We start from the raw sequence: 18,847 nt of genomic DNA, 5'->3' as shown, positions 1-18,847 counted from the left end.
GTTTCATGATCGAGGTCGTCACCGTCAGCACCGAGCAGGAACTAGCCGACGCCTATGCCGTGCGGATGAAGGTGTTCGTGGATGAGCAGGGTGTGCCCGCGGAGATCGAGATCGATGAGCTCGACGAGATTGCCGATCATTTCCTGGCGCGGCTGAACGGGAAGCCGGTCGGGGCCGGACGCCTGATCGTTCGGGAGGGCGTCGGCGTCCTCGGCCGCCTCGCGGTGCTCGAGGAGACCCGCGGCACCGGGCTCGGCGTCGCCCTGGTGCGCGCCATCGAGGAGCGGGCGGGCGAGCGCGGACTCGCCTCGGTCGAACTGCATTCGCAGACCCATGCCCGCGGCTTCTACGAGAAGCTCGGCTACGAGGCGTACGGCGAGATCGGCATGGACGCGGGCATCCCGCACATCTGGATGCGCCGCACCCTCGGGAACTGACCGCGCCCGGCGGAAAAACGATTCAGCTGGCCGGGGTTTCGCAGGCGTCGCGCAGCGAGCAGCCGCCGCAGGCACTGCCGCAGCCGCCGATCTTCTCCTCCGGGAACGCGGTGGCGAGCGCCTTCTCGGCGGCGGCCGCACCCGCGCCGAGGGTGAACAGCGAGATCACCACGGCCACCACGGCGATGATCAGTGCCGGAATCCCGCCCGCCACCAGGGCGACCATCCCGGCCGCCGCGAGCAGCAGCCCGGCCACGATCGAGGTCGGCGCGGCCACCTTGTTGGCCAGCTTGAAGGCCGCCTCGGATTTCACCGCGGCCTCGGAGTGCACCCCGAAGTACCGATTGCCGGGCAGGGTGCCGGTGAACCCGAGCACGCCCGTGACCACGGCCACAGCCGCGAAGACAAAGAGGATCAGCGCTACGACGAACACCCGGTAAACGGTACCCCTACCCTTTTTGGGCCCGGGGCAGGCCACGTTTTACGCTGGTGGGCGACCTTATCGGGGAACGGCTCGACAAAGAAGGCAGGACCGTGCAGGACCCTCGTGCAACCGAAACACCCACCGCGACCGCGGCTGGGGGCGGCGACGTTCCCGCACACCGCTACAACGCCGAGCTCGCCGGGCGGGTCGAGAAGAAGTGGCAGCGGAACTGGCAGGAACGCGGCACCTTCTTCGCGCCCAACCCGGTCGGCCCGCTGCAGGGCGAGACCCCGGCCGACAAGCTGTTCATCCAGGACATGTTCCCATACCCGTCGGGCGCGGGGCTGCACGTCGGGCACCCGCTGGGCTACATCGCCACCGATGTCTTCGCCCGCTACCACCGCATGCACGGCCGGAATGTGCTGCACGCCCTGGGTTATGACGCCTTCGGCCTGCCCGCCGAGCAGTACGCCGTGCAGACCGGCGCGCACCCGCGCGACACCACCATGTCGAACATCGCGACCATGCAGCGCCAGCTGGACCGACTGGGCCTGGGCCACGACCGGCGGCGCACCTTCGCCACCACCGATCCCGAGTACTACCGCTGGACGCAGTGGATCTTCCTGCGCATCTACAACGCCTGGTACGACGAGGGCCTGGGCAAGGCGCGCCCGATCGACGAGCTGATCACCGAATTCGAGACCGGCAAGCGCAATCCCGTGGAGGGCCGCTCCTGGGCCGAGCGCACCCCGGCCGAGCGCAATGCCCTGATCGACTCCTATCGCCTGGTCTACCAGACCGATTCGATGGTCAACTGGTGTCCGGGTCTGGGCACCGTACTGTCCAACGAGGAGGTCACCGCGGACGGCCGCTCCGAACGCGGCAACTTCCCGGTGTTCCGCAAGCGCCTGTGGCAGTGGATGATGCGCATCACCGCCTACTCCGATCGCCTGGTCGACGACCTGGACGAGCTGGACTGGCCGGAGAACGTGAAGTCCATGCAGCGCAACTGGATCGGCCGCTCGCGGGGCGCGCAGGTCAAGTTCGAGGCGGGCTCGCATCTGATCGAGGTGTTCACCACCCGCCCCGACACCCTGTTCGGCTCGACCTATGTGGTGCTGGCCCCCGAGCACGAGCTGGTCGACAAGCTGACCGGTGCGTCCTGGCCCTCGGGTACCGACGCCCGCTGGACCTTCGGCGGTGCCGACACCCCCGCGGAAGCCGTTGCGGCGTACCGCAAGTCGATCGCGGCCAAGTCGGATCTGGAGCGTCAGGAGAACAAGGAGAAGACCGGCGTCTTCCTGGGCACCTACGCCACCAACCCGGTCAACGGCGCGCGCGTGCCGATCTTCATCGCCGACTACGTGCTGAGCGGCTACGGCACCGGCGCCATCATGGCCGTCCCCGGCCACGACGCCCGGGACTGGGAATTCGCCACCGCCTTCGGCCTGCCGATCGTGGAAGTCGTTGCGGGCGGGGACGTCTCGCAGGCCGTGTACACCGGCGAGGGCACCATGGTGAACTCCGGCTACCTGGACGGCCTGGACATCGAGACCGCCAAGGCCACCGTGATCGCCCAGCTGGAGGCCGACGGCCACGGTAAGGGCACCGTCCAGTACAAGCTGCGCGACTGGCTGTTCGCCCGCCAGCGCTACTGGGGCGAGCCGTTCCCCATCGTCTACGACGAGGACGGCGCGCCGCACGCGCTGCCGGAATCCATGCTGCCCGTGCAACTTCCGGAGATCGACGACTTCGCCCCGGTCACCTTCGACCCGGACGACGCCGACTCCGAGCCGTCCCCGCCGCTGGCCAAGGCCACCGACTGGGTGAACGTGAAACTGGATCTGGGCGATGGCCCGAAGATGTACCGCCGCGACACCAATGTCATGCCCAACTGGGCGGGCAGCTCCTGGTACCAGCTGCGCTACGCGGATCCGACCAATGACAAGGTCTTCTGCGCGCCGGAGAACGAGCAGTACTGGCTGGGCCCGCGCCCGGCCGAGCACGGCCCCAAGGATCCGGGCGGCGTGGACCTGTACGTCGGCGGCGTCGAGCATGCGGTGCTGCACCTGCTGTACGCGCGCTTCTGGCAGAAGGTCCTGTTCGACCTGGGTGAGGTGTCCGGCTCCGAGCCGTACCGCCGCCTGTTCAACCAGGGCTACATCCAGGCCTTCGCCTACACCGACGCGCGCGGGGCGTACGTGCCCGCCGCCGAGATCGTGGAGCGGGACGGAAAGTTCTTCTGGACCAATGCCTCCGGCGTGGAGGAGGAGGTCTTCCAGGAGTACGGCAAGATCGGCAAGTCGCTGAAGAACGCCATCTCGCCCGACGAGATGTGCGATCTGTACGGCGCGGACACCTTCCGCTTCTACGAGATGTCGATGGGCCCGCTGGACACCTCGCGGCCGTGGGCCACCAAGGACGTCGTGGGCGCGCACCGCTTCCTGCAGCGCGTGTGGCGACTGGTGGTGGACGAGGAGACCGGTGCGGTCAAGGTGACCGACGCGCAGCCGTCGGACGAGGCACTGCGCCTGCTGCACAAGACGATCGCCGGTGTCGACGACGACTACGCCAACCTGCGCGACAACACCGCGGGCGCGAAGCTGATCGAGCTGACCAATTACCTGACCAAGAACTACGGCGACGGCGCGCCCCGATCCCTGGTCGAGCCGCTGGTCCTGATGCTGGCCCCGATGTCCCCGCACGTGGCCGAGGAACTGTGGGAACGCCTGGGCCACACCACGGCCCTGGCCCACGGCCCCTTCCCGGTCGCGGATCCGGCGCTGCTGGTGGCGGATTCGGTCGAGTACCCGATCCAGGTCAACGGCAAGGTCCGCGCCCGCGTGAGCGTCCCGGCCGACGCCGACCAGGCCGCGGTCGAGGCCGCCGCCCTGGCGGAGGAGAAGATCGCGGAACTGCTGGGCGGCAAGGCGCCTCGCAAGGTCATCGTGGTGCCGGGCCGACTGGTGAATATCGTCGCCTAGCGCTGGAACGAAGTCGGCCCGGTGCGCGAGCGCGCACCGGGCCGATTCATGTGCGGGGGGTTCGGGGGGCGAAGCCCCCTGAGAGGTCCCGAGAGTTGGGTTATCTCAGCACTTTTCCCAGTAGCCGGGGCTGGTTTCCTTGATCGTGCTCGTCACGAAGGTGTTCCAGAGGCCGAGGTTCTGATTCGACCCGTTGGCGTAGGCGGTTCCCATCGACTGGTGGGCTCGACCGGCTTGCACGTGCGCGTAGTTGCTGGCGGTCACGCAGGTCGGGGTGGGCGTGGTCGTGACCGTCGTCGTGGTGGTCGTCGTAGTCGTGGTGGTCGTGCTGGTCGGTGTGGTGGTGGCCGTCGGGGTGGTGGTGCCGGTCGGCGTCGCACCGCTACTGATCTTGTGCACCATGGCCATAATGGCCTCGATCTGTTTGCCGCCGTGCCAGGCGTAGTTCGCGTCGCCGCTGTAGCCCCACCAGTTCCAGCAGCCGTTCGGGTTGCCGTTGCTCAGCGGAATCGCCTGCGGGTACAGCACGATCATGTTGTTGGTGTCGGCGTACTCGTTGAGGTAGGCGTCCTTCATGAAGGTGTCGCCGAAGGACTGGTAGTCGTAGCCCTGCTTGCAGCCGTGCAGGGCGACCATCAACCGGCAACTCGTGCCGCCCGCGCAGGACTGCGGAACATAGGCGAATCCCTTGTCGTCCATGCTGATGGCGCTCGCGCTGCCGCCGGGCGCGTAGGCGTTCTGGTCGAACTGGATCAGCTTGCCGTTCAGGGTGGTGGCCGGGGCGCTCACACTGCCGAAGAACTTGGCGAGCATCTCCTTCTCCGGATCGTTGTTGCAGTTGTTGATGAACGGCGAGGCGGTGTCCGAGCAGTTCACCGGTCCGAGCGGGCTGACCCAGGAGTGCCCGGCCGCGCTGGCCTTGTTGTAGGTGACGTTCGCGCCGAAGTCCGAATAGTAGGTCGCGAGATCGTCGTTGACGGCCTGCACCACGGTGTTGTCACTCGTGCCGTGGTAGAGGTAGACCGGCGCCCCGGACAGGTTCGACACCGGATCGACCTTCCCCTGGCTCGCCAAATCCCTTGTCTGCGACTCCAATTGCGCCGGAGTGTCACGGCCCGGATAGGCCACGTTCTGCATGCACGAATTCTGGGCCCGCACCGCGTTGTCGAAGTCCCCGGCGCAGCGGTAGGGACCGGCGGTGAAGATGCCCGCACCGGCGAAGACGCTGGAGTAGGCGACGTGCAGCTGATTGGCCATGTACCCGCCGGACGAGACGCCGGAGACATAGGTGTCGCTGATGTTGTAGCCGTGCAGCGTATCCGGCGTGGGACCGGGGACCGCGGCGGTCACCACGGTCGCGGTGAGCGCCGCCAGACCGGCCGCTATGGCCAAGGCGGACAGGGCATTACCAAATTTCATCGGGATTTCCTCGAGGGGTGGGGCTCAGTTGCCCAGGGCACAGCTGTTGGCCGGATCACCGGCGTCGGATCGGGGCACGGTCGCGTTCGGCGGCGGCGATTGCCCTGCGGCCGTCCAGGATTCGAGCGCGGTGAAGGCGCTGCGGAAGCAGGGCAGCATGGGCCGCAGCAGGGTCGGGTGGATGTCGTAGAGGCCGTCGACGTGATTGCCGCCCTCGATGCGGTAGTACCGGTGCAGGTCGGCGCGGCCCTGGTCGCGAATCATGGCGGCGTAGACGTCGGAGTCGTGGCCGATGGGCAGCAAGGTGTCGAGGGTGCCGTGAATGGTGAGGAGCGGCCGTTGAATTCGGCCCGTGAGCGCGATTCGCGCCACGGCGTCATGGACCGCTCGGGGACGCGAGGCGTAGTCGTAGTCGGCGTCCGCACCGGCGTACGTCGGATCGAATTCCTCGCGGTAGATGCGCTGGGTCAGTTCCCAGTAGGTCTTGTCGTGGTACTCCCACAGCGGCTGGGACTCGGCATCGAAGCCCGCCGCCACGATCGCGTCGCGGGCCGCCGGATTCGACTGCGACTCCGGGTAATTCGCGATGGCCTTCGGAAGGACCGTGAGCAAGTTGTCCACATCCGTCCACAGGGCTCCCTCCCAGTCGACCCCGCCGTCGTAGAGCCACGGCGCGTTCTCCAGCTGCCAGCGCACCAGATACCCGCCATTGGACAGTCCGGCCATGTAGGTGTGCGCCGCCGGTCGCCCGTAGCGCTGCGCGACGGTGGCCTGCGCCGCGACGGTCAATTGCGTGACGCGGCTGTTCCATTCGGCCATGGCGTCGCCGGGCGCGACATCGTCACGAAAGAAGTCCGCACCGGTATTGCCCTTGTCGGTGGCGGCGAAGGCATAGCCCTGCGCCAGCACCCAGTCGGAGATGACGAAGTCATTGGCGTACTGCCGCCGATTGCCCGGCGATCCGGTCACCACCAGGCCGCCGTTCCAGTGCTCGGGCAGCCGAATCACGAACTGGCTGTCGTGATTCCACCCATTATTGGTGTTGGTGGTGGAGTTGTCGGGGAAGTAGCCGTCGATCTGCGTGCCGGGCACACCGCTCGGATTGCGCGCCCCGGCCGGGTGCAGTCCGGCCCAGTCGGCGGGCACGGTGTGCCCGGTGGCGACCGTGCCCGCGGTGGTCAGATCGTCCAGGCACGAGGCGATCTGGAACTGCGCGCCGAGCACCACGGGCGCGGAACAGCCCGGGGTTCCGGCCGCGTGCCCGACGGTCATGGCTCCCGCCACCACGACGATGGCCGTCACGGTGGCGATGTGCGTCCGGCTGGGTGCTGGTGGCATCGGACTCCCTCTCGAGCGGAAATGCCGGAAAGTCTGTTCAGCGGGCCGGGCCGCGGCCAGGTGGATGCCACCCACATTTCCGACCGCGAATGTGTCGGAGATCACCTCATGTGGATCGAAGGGATACTCCGGGCACTCACTATGTGGGAGGACCACATCTGAAACACGCCCGCGCCGCGTGGAGTTGGACCACAATGGCTCGCCATGAGCGGTGAGGTCTTCCTGGAGTTGCTCGAGCGGGAAGCCCCGGCCGTCGAGTTCGAGGCCCCGGTGCTGGAGGCGCGGGCCGCCGGGGCATCCGCCGCCGAGGTGGCCGCCCTGGAGGCGGCCAAGTTGTCGGCGCTGCGGGTGCGGGCCCTGCTGGAACGCCGCGCCCGGCGCGAGGCCGAATTGGCGGCGCTGTTCGACACCGCCAGCGATCTGGCCGGACTGCGCGAGGTGGACGCGGTCCTGCGGGCCATCGTGCACCGCGCCCGGCGGCTGCTGCGCTCGGACATCGCCTATATGACGCTGCCCGATCCGGCGCGCGGGGACACCTACATGCGGGTCACCGACGGCTCGGGCTCACCGGCCTTCCGCGCCTGTCGATTGCCGATGGGCGCGGGACTGGGCGGCCTGGTCCAGCAGACCGGCATGCCGTACTGCACCCCGGACTACTTCGCGGACCAGCGATTTCACCACACCGCGGAGATCGACGACGCGGTGCGCGACGAGGGCATCGTGGCCATCCTCGGGGTACCCATGAAGCTGGGCGAGCGGGTGATCGGGGTGCTGTTCGCCTCGCACCGCGATGCCCGGCCCTACGCGCCCGAGGAGATCGCGCTGCTGTCCTCGCTGGCCGCGCACGCCACCATCGCCCTGGACTCGGCCCGGCTGCTCACCGAAACCCGCACGGCGCTGGCCGAATTGCGGGCCGCCAACGAGGTCATGCACGACCACTACAACACCGTGGAGCGCGCCGCGCAGGCCCACGACCGCATGACCGACGTGGTGGTGCGCGGCGGCGGCGTGGACGATGTGGCCGCGGTCGCCGCCGACATTCTCGGCGGCGCGCTGCTGGTGCTCGACGCCGACGGACGCCGGATCGGCGCGGTCGACGCACCGGACGGCGGGCCGTCCGATCGGCTCGACGAGGACGCGCTGCTGAGTGAGATCGCCGCCACGGCAGCCCAACTCGGGCGCACCGCGCAGCTGAAGGAGCTCTGGGCCGCGCCCGGCGGTGCGGGCAGCGAACCACTGTGCACCCTGGTGCTGCACCACCCCGAACCGCTCTCGTCCTCGGATCAACGCATCCTCGAGCGCGCGGCACTGGTCACCGCGCTGCTGTTGCTGTTCCGCCGCAGCATTGCCGAGGCCGAGGGCCGGGTGCGCGGGGAACTGCTCGACGATCTGCTGGCCGGACGGGTCGCGGACCGGGAGACGCTGGCCAATCGGGCCGCGCTGCTGGGCATCGAGCTGGGGCGTCCGCATGTGCTGGTCGTCGTCGACCACGGCGATCATCGCCGATCGGCCACCTGGACAACGGGTTACGGCATGTCCCAACACGGCCTGGCGGCGACCCGCGGTGGGCACACGGTGCTGTTGCTGCCCGGCTCGGATCCCACCGCCACGGCCGATCAGGTGGGCTGCGAGCTGACCGCCGCGCTCGGCGCGCGCGCCACCATCGCGGGCGCGGGGCCGGTGGAGCTGCCCGCCGACGCGGCGGCCGCCTACCGCGAAGCGCTGCGCTGTGTGCGGGTGCTGCATGCCCTGGGCCGCACCGGATCCTGTGCCAGCGCCGCGAATCTCGGCTTCGTCGGACTGTTGATCAGCGGCGACGCCGACGCACCCGGATTCCTGGACAAGACCCTCGGTCCCGTGGCCGAATACGATCGCCGTCGCCGCACGGAGCTCATCCACACCCTGGAGGCGTATTTCGCCAGCGGTTGCAGCCTCAGCGGCAGCGCCAAACAGCTGCACGTGCACGTGAATACGGTGACGCAGCGGCTCGACCGCATTACCGGACTGCTCGGCGAGGGCTGGCAGCATCCCGATCGCGCCCTGGAGATCCAGCTCGCCCTGCGCCTGCACCGGCTGCGCGAATCCGCCGTCTTCACCGGCTGATTCGCGCGGCCGTCGCCGATTACGTGGCCAGCACGTCGTTGAGCGTGACCAACTGCAGGCTGCGCTCGCGCACGATATCCATGAGCTGGTCGTAGATGTGGGTGACGGTGGGCCGGTTGGCGTGGCCGATGACAATGGACTGCGCGCGGAACCACTGCCGCGCCGCGTCCAGCAGCATGTCCTCGTTGATCACCTTGTTGGTGTCGTTCAAGGTGCCGTACCACATGGTCGGAATCGTGTAGCCGCAGTCGGCGGCCACCGCGTCCACCGCGCCGTTGTGCCGACCGTAGGGCGGGCGATAGAAGGGGGTCCCGTCCACGCCGTACTGGTTCCAGAGGAAGTCCTTGCAGCGATTGAGCTGATCGGCGATCGCGCCACCCGAGAGCCGGGTCAGATCCGGATGGTCCCAGGTGTGATTGCCCAGCTGGATCTGGCCGGAATCGACCAGGGGCCGCAGCACATCTCGGTGGTCCAGCCAGCCGGGGTAGTAGGCGGTCACGAAGAAGGTGAGCCGCGCGCCGGTATTGCGGGCGAAATCGATGAAACCGCGAATGGTTTCGGAGCTCGCGCCGTCATCGATGGTGAGCGCCAAATGGTTTCCGTCGCCGGGCAGCGCGGTGATGGTGCCCGGCCCGATGGGCGTCTTGGGGCCGAAGTTGGGCGGCAGGATCTGGGGTATCCCGGGTATCTGCGGGACGATTCCGGAAGAGCCGGTGTCGAAGGGGAAGTCGGCGCGTGCCTCGCCGGTGCCCAGCAGGGTGGCGGCCGTGCCCGCCGCCAGCATTGTCAGCAGCCGTCGTCTGTCCATGTCGAACCTCATTCCCTCACTCCGGCACCGGTGCCGGAAACTCGCGCTCCCCCAACCGAACCCGGCTACGTGGGCGACACCAGGACATCGTTGAGCGTCACCAGCGACAGGTTGCGCTCGCGAATGATGTCGACCAACTGGCCGTAGCAGTGCGTCACGGGGGGATGGTTGGCGTGCCCGATCACGATGGCCTGCGCGTTGAAATACTTTCGCGCGCACTCGATCAGGTAGTCCTCGGTAATGACGCCGGAGTCGGACAGCGAGCCGTACCACATGGTGGGGACGGTGTAACCGAGATCGGCTGCCACCCTGTCGACCGTAGCATTGTGGCTGCCGTACGGGGGCCGGAAATACGGGGTACCGTCGACGCCGAAGTTGTTGTGCAGGAAGGTCTTTGCCTTGCTGAGCTGCGCGGACACCTCGGCCGCGGACAGCTTCACCAGATCCGGATGGTCCCAGGTGTGATTACCCAGCTGAACCTGCCCGGACTCCACCAGGGGTCGCAGCTCGGCGCGGTGGGTGGTCCAGGAGTCGTAATTCGCGGTGACGAAGAAGGTGAATCGCGCCCCGGTGTCCTTCGCGAATTTGATATACGCGCCGACCACTTCGGGACTCGCCCCGTCATCCACGGTCAGCGCCAAATTGCTGCCCTTGCCGGGCAACGCGGTGATGGTCCCGGCGGGAATGGCGGACTTGGGCCCACCCGGTGGCGTGGGCAAGGCCGCCTTCGCGGCCGCCGAGGTCGAGGGAGTCGGCACCGGACCGCTGATCCGGGGGGTGACCTTGTGCGGGGAGGGGTCGCCCGACGCGCAGCCCGTCAGGGCTGTCGCAGTACCCGCGGCGAGCACTGCGAGCAACTGACGTCTATCCATACGTGTTGTTCACTCCGAGATATATCTTTTGCGCCATGCCTCCCTCGCTGGCCCACTAGTTATATCCAGAAGCAGTGAACTGAACACGAAATCTGTGCGAAATGATTCGAATTCAGTGCAGAAATTAAGGCTGCTCTCAGCGTGCGATCGGGCGCAGCACGATTTCGGTGGGGTGTGCGTCGCGCGGGGTCTGCACGGCATTGCGCACCGCGGCGGCCACCGTTTCGGCCGTGAGGAACTCGCGCGGGTCGTACTCGCGTCCTTCTCCCGCAATGATCTCGCGCTGCATGTCGGTGTCGATGCGCCCCGGATGCACCGAGGTCACCCGTAGTTCGGGCTCCTCGAGCCGCAGGGCGTCGCCGAAGGCGCGCAGCCCGAACTTGCTGGCCGCGTACACACCCCAGCCCGGATTTGCCCGCAGCCCCGCACCCGAATTGATCAGCACCACATGGCCATTGGCGGCACGCAGCGCGGGCAGCAACAGCCTGGTCAACTCGGCGACCGCGATCAGGTTGGCTTCCAACGTATTCCGCCACTGCGCCACCGACGAATCGGCTATCGTTCCCAGGTCGGCGATTCCGGCATTGTGGACCAGTACCTCCAGCCGTTCGATTCCCTCGACCGCGCGCGCCACCGCCGCGTAGTCGGTGAGATCGACCGGCCATCCGGCAGTGCCCGGCAGCTCACGCAGGATCTGCTCCAGAGCCGTCGGCGTGCGCGCGCCCAGCAGCAGTCGATGCGTGGGCGCCAGCTCCCGCGCGATCGCCGCACCGAGCCCGCGACTGGCCCCGGTGATCAACGCGGTCGGCCGGTCGGTGCTGGTCTTCGCGGAATTCGCCATGAGATCACCGTAACCGCGTGACCCCGGCCTGCGATGCTTCGGTCGGGCACACCACCGCTAGCTGATTCCCGAAGAAGGCGAACGAAGTGCAATCTGGCGACCAGGAGTCATCCTTGGGCCAACTCGCGCGGTCCATCACCTACGCCGTGCGGTCCAGCTCACCGTCCGACCCTCCCCTCCATCGCGCATACCTGCGGGTTCCAGCGCAGAATGGGGCGATGACACACCCGGGATTCACGCCCACCCAGCTCGCGGCGCGCGCCGCCTACCTGCTGCGCGGCAACGACCTGGGCACCATGACCAGCGCCGCGCCGAAACTGTATCCACACATGTGGAGCTGGGACGCAGCATTCGTAGCGGTCGGTTTGGCACCGCTGAGTGTCGAACGCGCCGCCCTCGAACTCGACACCCTGCTGTCGGCGCAATGGCGCAACGGGATGATCCCGCACATCGTCTTCGCCAATGGCCAGGACGGCTACTTTCCCGGCCCCTCCCGCTGGGAGTGCCGCCGCCTGGCCGCGGACGCACCGGACGGTCCCGACACTTCGGGCATTACCCAGCCACCCGTGCATGCCATTGCGGTGCAACGGATTCTGGACCATTCGCGCCGCCACGGCCGCAGCACCCGGGCGATCGCCGAGGAGTTCCTGCAGCGGCGCTGGCCCGACCTCATGCGCTGGCATCGCTGGCTGGCCTACGCCCGCGACCCCAAACAGCACGGCCGCATCACCCTGTACCACGGCTGGGAATCGGGCATGGACAACTCGCCGCGCTGGGATCGCGCCTACGAGAACGTGATTCCGGGCCCGGACCTGCCGCCCTACGAGCGCGCCGATCTGCAGGTGGTGGGCGATCCCACCCAGCGGCCCTCGGATCGCGAGTACGACCGCTACCTGTGGCTGCTCGAACAGATGCGGCGCGCGGGCTACGACGACTACCAGCTGGCCTCGACCATGAGCTTCGCCGTCGAGGACGTGTTCGTGACCGCGATCTTCGCGCTGGCCTGCGATGTGCTGGCCAATATCGGCGAGGACTACAAGCAGCCGCACGCGGACGTGCGCGAACTCTACGAATGGGCCGACTACTTCCGCGCGGGCGTGGTCGCCACCACCGACGCGCGCACCGGCGTGGCCCGGGATTTCGATGTGCGCGCGGACCGGTGGATCGAGACCGAGACCCTGGCCTGCTTCGCGCCGCTCATCTCGGGCGGGCTGCCGCGCGATGCCGAACGTCGACTGCTGCGGCTGTTCGAGGGCCCGCGCTGGTGCGGACATCCGGACCTGCGCTACGCGCTGCCGCCCTCGACCTCCCCGGTGGCCAAGGACTTCCGCTCGCGCGAGTACTGGCGCGGACCGGTGTGGCCGGTGATCAGCTGGCTGTTCTCCTGGGTGTTCGCGCGCCGCGGCTGGGCCGAACGCTCGTTCATGCTGCGCGCCGAGGGGCTGCGACAGGCCAGCGACGGCAGCTTCGCGGAGTACTACGAGCCCTTCACCGGTGAGCCGCTGGGCAGCATGCAACAGTCCTGGACGGCCGCCTCGGTGCTCGACTGGCTGGGCTGACCAGCCTTGAGCTAACAATTGGCGAACATCACAGCCGCGCTTTCACAGCTCTAGGACCGGACCGACCTAGCGTTTTCGGTCATGACCGGACACAGCCTGATGAAAGTGCTCACTGTCGCAGCTACCGGCATCCTGACGGCTACCACCACCGGGGTGGCGGCCGCCGATATCACCGGCCCGGATGTGGCCTCCTGGCAGCATCCGGGCGGCGGAGGCATCAACTGGTTCGCGGTGCGCGCGGCCGGACACCAGTTCGCCATGCTCAAGGCCACCGAGGGCCTCGACTACGTGAACCCCTACTTCGTCTCGGACAGTCTGGCCATGCGGGTGGCCGGAGTCGCCAGGGGCACATACCATTTCGCGCGGCCGAACCTGCCGCCCGAGCCGCAGGCCGCGCTCTACGCCACCATCGTGCTGGGTCAGAATGGGCTGCTGGATCTACCCGCGGTGCTGGATCTCGAGGATTCCGGCGGTCTGCCGCCCGACGCCCTGATCGACTGGACCCACCGGTACCTCAATACCGTGCAGGCCCTGACCGGGCGCAGGCCGATCATCTACACCTATCCGCGGTTCTGGCGGACGGCCATGGCCGATACCAACCAGTTCACCTCGTATCCGCTCTGGATCGCCGACTACCGCGGCAATGACCAGCCGGAGGTACCGGGCGGCTGGCCCACCTGGACGTTCTGGCAGACCACCAGCTCCGGCGACATCCCCGGCATCGGTGGAGCCGTCGACATCAATGTCTACAGCGGAGCCCAGGGCGATTTCGGCGGCTACGCCAATATCCCCTTCAGCGGCAGCGGGCGCGGTAGCAGTTAGAGAACCTGTGAGAGGAACTGCCGCAGCCGCGGCGTCTCGGCGTTCTCGAAAATCTGCTCCGGCGTTCCGGTTTCGACGACCTGTCCGTGATCCATGAACACGACGCGGTCGGAAACCGAACGCGCGAAGCTCATTTCGTGTGTCACCACGATCATCGACATGCCGCCCTGTGCCAGCTCGGACATGAGCGCGAGCACACCCTTCACCAGTTCCGGATCCAGCGCCGAGGTGGCCTCGTCGAAGAACATGATGTCCGGTTTCATGGCCAGCGCTCGCGCGATGGCCACCCGCTGCTGCTGACCGCCGGACAGATTCGCCGGGCGCGCATCGGCCTTGCCCGCCAGCCCGACCGCCTCCAGCTGCTGCACCGCGAGCGTGCGTGCCTGCTCCTTGGACAGCCCGTGCAGCTTGCGCGGGCCGAGTGCGATATTGTCCGCGACCGTCCGATGCGGGAACAGGTTGAAGTGCTGGAACACCATGCCGATGCGCTGCCGCAGCCGGTCCGGGTTCTCGGCCAGCACCGACTTCCCGTCCAGCAGAATGTCGCCGGAGTCGGGTTCGTGCAGCCGGTTGAGCACCCGCAGCAGGGTGGACTTGCCGGAGCCGGACGGGCCGATCACCGTGGTGGTCTTGCCCGCGTCCACGTGGATGTCCACGCCGCGCAGAATCTCGTTGTGGCCCAGCGTCAATCGCAGGCCGGTGCCGGTGAGGGAGGCACTCATGCTCCACGCCCTTCGGTGATGGCGGCCGTTTCGACCGGTTCCGCCGCGCTCTGCGGTCGCCCTTCACGCATGCGCTTGTCGATGTAGTTGACCAGGTGGGTGAGCGGCACGGTCAGCAGCAGATACACCAGGCCCGCCGCGACCAGCGGCGACAGATTTCCGGTCTGCGAGTTGAGATCCCGTCCCACCGCGAACAATTCGCGCTGACTGGCCAGCAGACCCAGGAAGTAGATGAGCGACGAGTCCTTGATGAGCGCGATGAACTGGTTCATGAGCGCGGGCAGCACCCGGCGCACGCCCTGCGGAATCACCACCAGCGTCATGGCCTGGCGGTAGCCGAAACCGATGGCGCGCGCGGCCTCCAGCTGCCCGGCCTCCACCGACTGAATGCCCGAGCGGAAGATCTCACCGATATAGGCCGAGGCCAGCAGCGCCAAGGCCACCGCGCCCAGCCAGTACGGATTGTTGCCGGTCAGGTTCTTGACCACCGGCCCCACGCCCAGGCCGATGATCAGGATGATGACCACGGCGGGCAGGCCACGGAAGATATCGGTGTAAACCCGTGCGGGCCACCGCAACCAGCGGGTGCGGGAGATTCCCGCGACCGCGAGCAGCATGCCGAGCACGGTGCCCAGCGCACCCGAAACCAGTGCCAGAATCAGGGTATTGGGCAAACCCGTCTTGATCAGATCGGGAAATGCCTTGCGGTACAGGGACCAATCGAAGAACGTGTCCTTCAACTGCCGCAGCGTGGATTTCGGCGCGACCGCGGAATTGTCGGTTTTCTTGCCCGCGTTCTCCGCCGCGATCTTGTCGAAGTCCGGCAGCTGCGGCATCGGCGCGGCCTTGGAGCCCGGCTTCCAGCCCGGCGGCAGTTCGCGCGGCACCCAGTCCTCGTACAGCTTGGCGTAGGTGCCGTCGGCGATCACCGCGTCCAGACCGGCATTGAGGGCATCGGCGAGCGGCCGATTGCCCTTGCGCAGCGCCCAGGCGGTGAAGTTGTTGACGCTGAAGGTGTTCTGCACGATCGAGGTCGGATCGCCCGGCTTGATCGCGCCGATGGCCTGCTGCGAGGGCGCGACCCAGGCGTCGATCTGCCCGGACTTCAGATTGGCGTAGGCGGTGTTGTAGTCGGGGAACTTCACCGGATCCAGGTGCAGCTCATTGACCACGTACTCGTCCTGCACGGTGCCCTGCACGACGCCGACGCGATTGCCGCGATGCAGATCCGAGAAGCCTTTGATGGCACTGCCGTTCGGCACCACCAGCGAGAAATAGCCGAAGTCGTAGCCGTTGGTGAAGTCGACCAGTTGCCTGCGCGCATCGGTGGTGGTGATGCTCGACGAGCCGATATCGAAGCGGCCATTGGCGACCTGGGCCAGCAGGCCCGCGAATTCGGTGCCGGTGAACTCCACCTGCAGACCGAGCTTGGCGCCGACGGCCTTCAACAGCTCATTGTCGAAGCCGGTGAACACACCCTTGGAATTGACACAGATGCTCGGCGGCGCGTCCGAGAGCGTGCCGACGCTCAGCTTGCCGGGCGTGAGCAGGCCCAGCGCGCCGATATCGACCTTGTCGAGCGGCTCGGTGGTGGCGGTGGTGAACCGGTCCGCGGCCGGATTCTGCTGCCCCGACGCCAGATTGGTCGGGGCGGCGCTGGCCGCGGAGAGGCCGGGCGGCGAACACAGGTCGCGGTCGTCGGCCGAGGCCCCGCCCGCACCGAGGGTGACGGTGCCGAGCAGGCCGATCAGCAAAACTCCCGCTAGTGCGAGCCACTGACGCGCAGGCGCGGCCGGGCGCAAGGAAACCATGACAAACCACCCTAGTGGGGGTGGTTCGCCAGGCAGCTTCAGGCCTGGTTACGCCGGTCGCGCCAGGCGACCGCCTCCAGAATCCGGCTGATGTCGTAGTCGGGTCCGCCCGTGCCCACCGTGAACAGCGTGACGCCCGCGTCGGCGTAGGCATCCACCTGATCGGCGCCCGGCCACGCCACCGACTTGGCGATGGCCGAGGCATCGGTGCCGACCTCGGCGCAGTGCTCGCCCAGAATCCCGATCTTGCGCTTCAGCACGTCGAGATCGGAGAAGCTGTGCCAGATGTCCGCGTACTGGGCGACCAGCCGCAGCGTCTTCTTCTCGCCACCACCGCCGATGAGAATGGGGATATCGCGCACCGGCTGCGGGTTCAGCTTGGCCAGGCGGTCGGTAATGCGGGCCATGGCGTCCTTCAGCCCCGCGAGACGGCTTCCGGCCGTACCGAATTCGTACCCGTACTGGTCGTAGTCCTTCTGGAACCAGCCCGCCCCGATGCCGAGAATCAACCGCCCATTGCTGATGTGGTCCACGGTGCGGGCCATGTCCGCGAGCAGGTCCGGATTCCGATATCCGCCGCCGGTGACCAGTGCCCCGATCTCCACCCGCTCGGTCTGCTCGGCGATCGCGCCCAGCATGGTCCAGCATTCGAAATGCGCGCCCTCGGGATCCCCGTAGAGCGGATAGAAGTGGTCCCAGTTGAAGACGATGTCCACCCCGGCGTCCTCACATCGCCGCACCGCGTCCCTGATCAATCCGTAATCGGGCGCGTGCTGGGGCTGGAGTTGAACACCGATACGAACAGGTCGGCTCATGACGTACTCCTGATTGCCGGTCGGAGATCAGCTTCGAGGCTACCGGGATGGTTCCATTCCCGTCCGCATACGATCAGGCGCGGAACCTTGCTTTTGGGGGTTCGGGGGCGAAGCCCCTGAGAGTCCCCGAGAGTTGGGTCCACCCCTCTACAACGGATCGTCCGGCACGTTCCTGCCGGTGAAGGGAAGTGTTAAACCGTGGCAACGGTGACTTTCGACCAGGCCACCCGGCTCTACCCGGGCGCGAACAAGCCCGCGGTCGACGCGCTGAACCTGGAGATCGCCGATGGCGAATTCCTGGTTCTCGTCGGTCCGTCCGGCTGTGGCAAATCCACCTCGCTGCGCATGCTGGCGGGTCTGGAGGAGGTGAGCGACGGCCGAATCCTCATCGGGGACAAGGACGTCACGAACGCCGAGCCCAAGGAACGCGATATCGCCATGGTGTTCCAGAACTACGCGCTCTACCCGCACATGAGCGTGGCCGAGAACATGGGCTTCGCGCTGAAGATGGCCAAGGTGTCCAAAGAGGAGCGGCAACAGCGCGTGCTCGAGGCGGCCAAGCTGCTCGATCTGGAGCCGTACCTGGACCGCAAGCCCAAGGCGCTGTCCGGCGGTCAGCGGCAGCGTGTCGCCATGGGCCGCGCGATCGTGCGCCAGCCGCAGGTGTTCCTGATGGACGAGCCGCTGTCGAACCTGGACGCCAAGCTGCGCGTGCAGACCCGCACCCAGATCGCCCAGCTGCAGCGGCGGCTCGGCACCACCACCGTCTACGTCACCCACGACCAGGTCGAGGCCATGACCATGGGCGACCGGGTGGCGGTGTTGAAGGACGGGCTGCTGCAGCAGTGCGCCTCGCCGCGCGATCTGTACCGGAACCCGGCCAACCTGTTCGTCGCGGGCTTCATGGGTTCACCGGCCATGAATCTGTTCACCCTGCCGGTCGGCAATGGCAGTGTGACCCTGGGTGGTTGCCCGGTGCCGCTGCCGCGGTCCGTGGCGGCGGCCACCGGGGAGCGCGTGGTGGTCGGCGTGCGGCCCGAGCACCTGGAGCCGGTCGGCGACGGTGCGGGCATCGCCATGGAGGTGGATGTGGTCGAGGAACTCGGCTCCGACGCCTACATCTACGGCCGCACCCTCGGTGACGGGGAAATCATTGTGGCGCGCGCGGATTGGCGCAACCCGCCCGCCAAGGGCACCCGCCTGGCGCTGGTGGCGGACGCGGAGCACACCTACTTCTTCCACCCGGAGGACGGCCGCCGTCTGAACTGACCTCCGGTCGGTTCCAAGGGGTTTCGGGGGCCAAGCCCCCGAGCCCCCTTATTCGGGGGTGCGGGGGCGGCGGTGCTTCCGCCGCCATTCGTCGTTCACGCGGACTCGCAAATTCTCCAGGGGCACTTTGTTTCCCGAGGCGCTGCGTAACTCGACACGCACCGGTTCGCCGGTCGTGTCCTCGAGCCGCTCCAGGGGCGCGAGCCCGTTCTGGAGATACTTGTCGCCCCACTGCCACAGCGCGATGATCACCGGCAGCGCGTCCTCACCCATCTGGGTGAGGACGTATTCGTGCCGGGTGCGCTTGCCCTCTTCCTGATACGGCCGCTTCTCCAGCAGCCCGGCGTCCACGAGTTTGCGCAGCGCCGTCGAGGCGGCCGCGTCGGTGATCCCCACGCGCGCGGCGAACCCGTCGAACCTGGTCGTGCCGTAGTAGGCCTCGCGCAGGATGAGGATCGCCGAACGTGTCCCGATGATCTCCACCGCCTTGGCGATCGAGCACCCCTCGGGCTTCCACGCGCTCAGATCGCTGAGCTTTCCTTCCATCACTGCCGACATGGCGTACATCATACAGATGCTGACTTGCCCTCACTATGGCCAGGTTCTAACCTGACTTTATAGCG

General features: G+C 67.5%; 16 protein-coding genes. 6 read left to right on the top strand and 10 right to left on the bottom strand.

All coding sequences use genetic code 11. The features are described 5' to 3' along the window. Positions 1-5: 5 nt before the first annotated feature. Positions 6-437: a GNAT family N-acetyltransferase gene (locus VMT40_RS06890; protein WP_326357064.1), complete on the top strand. Its 432-nt coding sequence runs from the start codon at positions 6-8 to the stop codon at positions 435-437. Positions 438-459: 22 nt separating this feature from the next. Here the strand turns inward: VMT40_RS06890 and VMT40_RS06885 are convergent, their stop codons facing one another. Then, a complete protein-coding gene (locus VMT40_RS06885) occupies positions 460-870 on the bottom strand; it encodes an SdpI family protein (RefSeq protein WP_326357063.1) in 411 nt (136 codons plus the stop codon). Between the two features lie 101 nt (positions 871-971). Here VMT40_RS06885 and leuS point away from each other — a divergent pair, with 101 nt between their 5' ends. Continuing rightward, positions 972-3,845, top strand: coding sequence for a leucine--tRNA ligase (gene leuS, locus VMT40_RS06880; RefSeq protein ID WP_326357062.1), 2,874 nt, complete (start codon positions 972-974; stop codon positions 3,843-3,845). Between the two features lie 105 nt (positions 3,846-3,950). Here leuS and VMT40_RS06875 read toward each other — a convergent pair whose 3' ends face one another. Continuing rightward, entirely contained in the window at positions 3,951-5,264 is a 1,314-nt protein-coding gene (locus tag VMT40_RS06875) for an extracellular catalytic domain type 2 short-chain-length polyhydroxyalkanoate depolymerase (protein WP_326357061.1), read from the bottom strand. A 24-nt stretch (positions 5,265-5,288) separates the two neighbouring features. Further along, positions 5,289-6,602, bottom strand: coding sequence for a tannase/feruloyl esterase family alpha/beta hydrolase (locus tag VMT40_RS06870; RefSeq protein ID WP_326357060.1), 1,314 nt, complete (start codon positions 6,600-6,602; stop codon positions 5,289-5,291). Positions 6,603-6,806: 204 nt separating this feature from the next. On the opposite strand from VMT40_RS06870, the gene VMT40_RS06865 reads away from it, so the two are divergent. Further along, positions 6,807-8,705 carry a helix-turn-helix domain-containing protein gene (locus tag VMT40_RS06865; protein WP_326357059.1) on the top strand — a complete coding sequence of 633 codons (1,899 nt, stop codon included), beginning with the start codon at positions 6,807-6,809 and terminating at the stop codon, positions 8,703-8,705. A gap of 19 nt (positions 8,706-8,724) precedes the next feature. On the opposite strand, the gene VMT40_RS06860 is transcribed toward VMT40_RS06865, so the two are convergent. The 3 genes from VMT40_RS06860 to VMT40_RS06850 all read right to left on the bottom strand — a co-directional run bounded on the left by VMT40_RS06860 (position 8,725) and on the right by VMT40_RS06850 (position 11,226). Next, positions 8,725-9,513 (bottom strand): polysaccharide deacetylase family protein, encoded by a 789-nt coding sequence (locus VMT40_RS06860; RefSeq protein WP_326357058.1) that lies wholly within the window; start codon positions 9,511-9,513, stop codon positions 8,725-8,727. A gap of 65 nt (positions 9,514-9,578) precedes the next feature. Further along, on the bottom strand, positions 9,579-10,385 hold the full coding sequence (locus tag VMT40_RS06855) for a polysaccharide deacetylase family protein (RefSeq protein ID WP_326357057.1): 807 nt from the start codon (positions 10,383-10,385) through the stop codon (positions 9,579-9,581). 136 nt (positions 10,386-10,521) lie between these two features. After that, positions 10,522-11,226 (bottom strand): SDR family oxidoreductase, encoded by a 705-nt coding sequence (locus tag VMT40_RS06850; RefSeq protein WP_326357056.1) that lies wholly within the window; start codon positions 11,224-11,226, stop codon positions 10,522-10,524. A 218-nt stretch (positions 11,227-11,444) separates the two neighbouring features. On the opposite strand from VMT40_RS06850, the gene ggh reads away from it, so the two are divergent. Continuing rightward, on the top strand, positions 11,445-12,785 hold the full coding sequence (gene ggh / locus VMT40_RS06845; RefSeq protein WP_326357055.1) for a glucosylglycerate hydrolase: 1,341 nt from the start codon (positions 11,445-11,447) through the stop codon (positions 12,783-12,785). A 99-nt stretch (positions 12,786-12,884) separates the two neighbouring features. Then, positions 12,885-13,607: a glycoside hydrolase family 25 protein gene (locus VMT40_RS06840; RefSeq protein ID WP_326357228.1), complete on the top strand. Its 723-nt coding sequence runs from the start codon at positions 12,885-12,887 to the stop codon at positions 13,605-13,607. On the opposite strand, the gene VMT40_RS06835 is transcribed toward VMT40_RS06840, so the two are convergent. From VMT40_RS06835 to VMT40_RS06825, 3 genes are read right to left on the bottom strand one after another with little or no spacing between them, the layout of a single operon-like run. Next, positions 13,604-14,329, bottom strand: a complete 726-nt coding sequence (locus tag VMT40_RS06835) for an amino acid ABC transporter ATP-binding protein (protein WP_326312872.1) — start codon at positions 14,327-14,329, stop codon at positions 13,604-13,606. The two genes, VMT40_RS06840 and VMT40_RS06835, sit on opposite strands and share 4 nt — an antisense overlap. Further along, the gene (locus VMT40_RS06830) at positions 14,326-16,140 is read right to left on the bottom strand and encodes an ABC transporter substrate-binding protein/permease (protein WP_326357054.1); all 1,815 of its coding nucleotides are present in this window, start codon (positions 16,138-16,140) and stop codon (positions 14,326-14,328) included. The genes VMT40_RS06835 and VMT40_RS06830 overlap by 4 nt, the downstream gene beginning before the upstream one ends. 38 nt (positions 16,141-16,178) lie before the next feature. Beyond that, positions 16,179-16,955: an LLM class F420-dependent oxidoreductase gene (locus VMT40_RS06825; protein ID WP_326357053.1), complete on the bottom strand. Its 777-nt coding sequence runs from the start codon at positions 16,953-16,955 to the stop codon at positions 16,179-16,181. A gap of 198 nt (positions 16,956-17,153) precedes the next feature. Between VMT40_RS06825 and VMT40_RS06820 the strand changes: the two genes are divergently transcribed. Further along, entirely contained in the window at positions 17,154-18,224 is a 1,071-nt protein-coding gene (locus VMT40_RS06820) for an ABC transporter ATP-binding protein (RefSeq protein ID WP_326357052.1), read from the top strand. A gap of 48 nt (positions 18,225-18,272) precedes the next feature. Here VMT40_RS06820 and VMT40_RS06815 read toward each other — a convergent pair whose 3' ends face one another. Next, positions 18,273-18,782, bottom strand: a complete 510-nt coding sequence (locus VMT40_RS06815; RefSeq protein ID WP_326357051.1) for a winged helix-turn-helix transcriptional regulator — start codon at positions 18,780-18,782, stop codon at positions 18,273-18,275. Positions 18,783-18,847: the final 65 nt, after the last annotated feature.

This window comes from Nocardia sp. CDC160, from assembly GCF_035818795.1.
Taxonomy (GTDB): domain Bacteria; phylum Actinomycetota; class Actinomycetes; order Mycobacteriales; family Mycobacteriaceae; genus Nocardia.
Note: the sequence above shows the minus strand (reverse complement) of the source record. Positions and strands in the feature narration are given on the sequence as shown.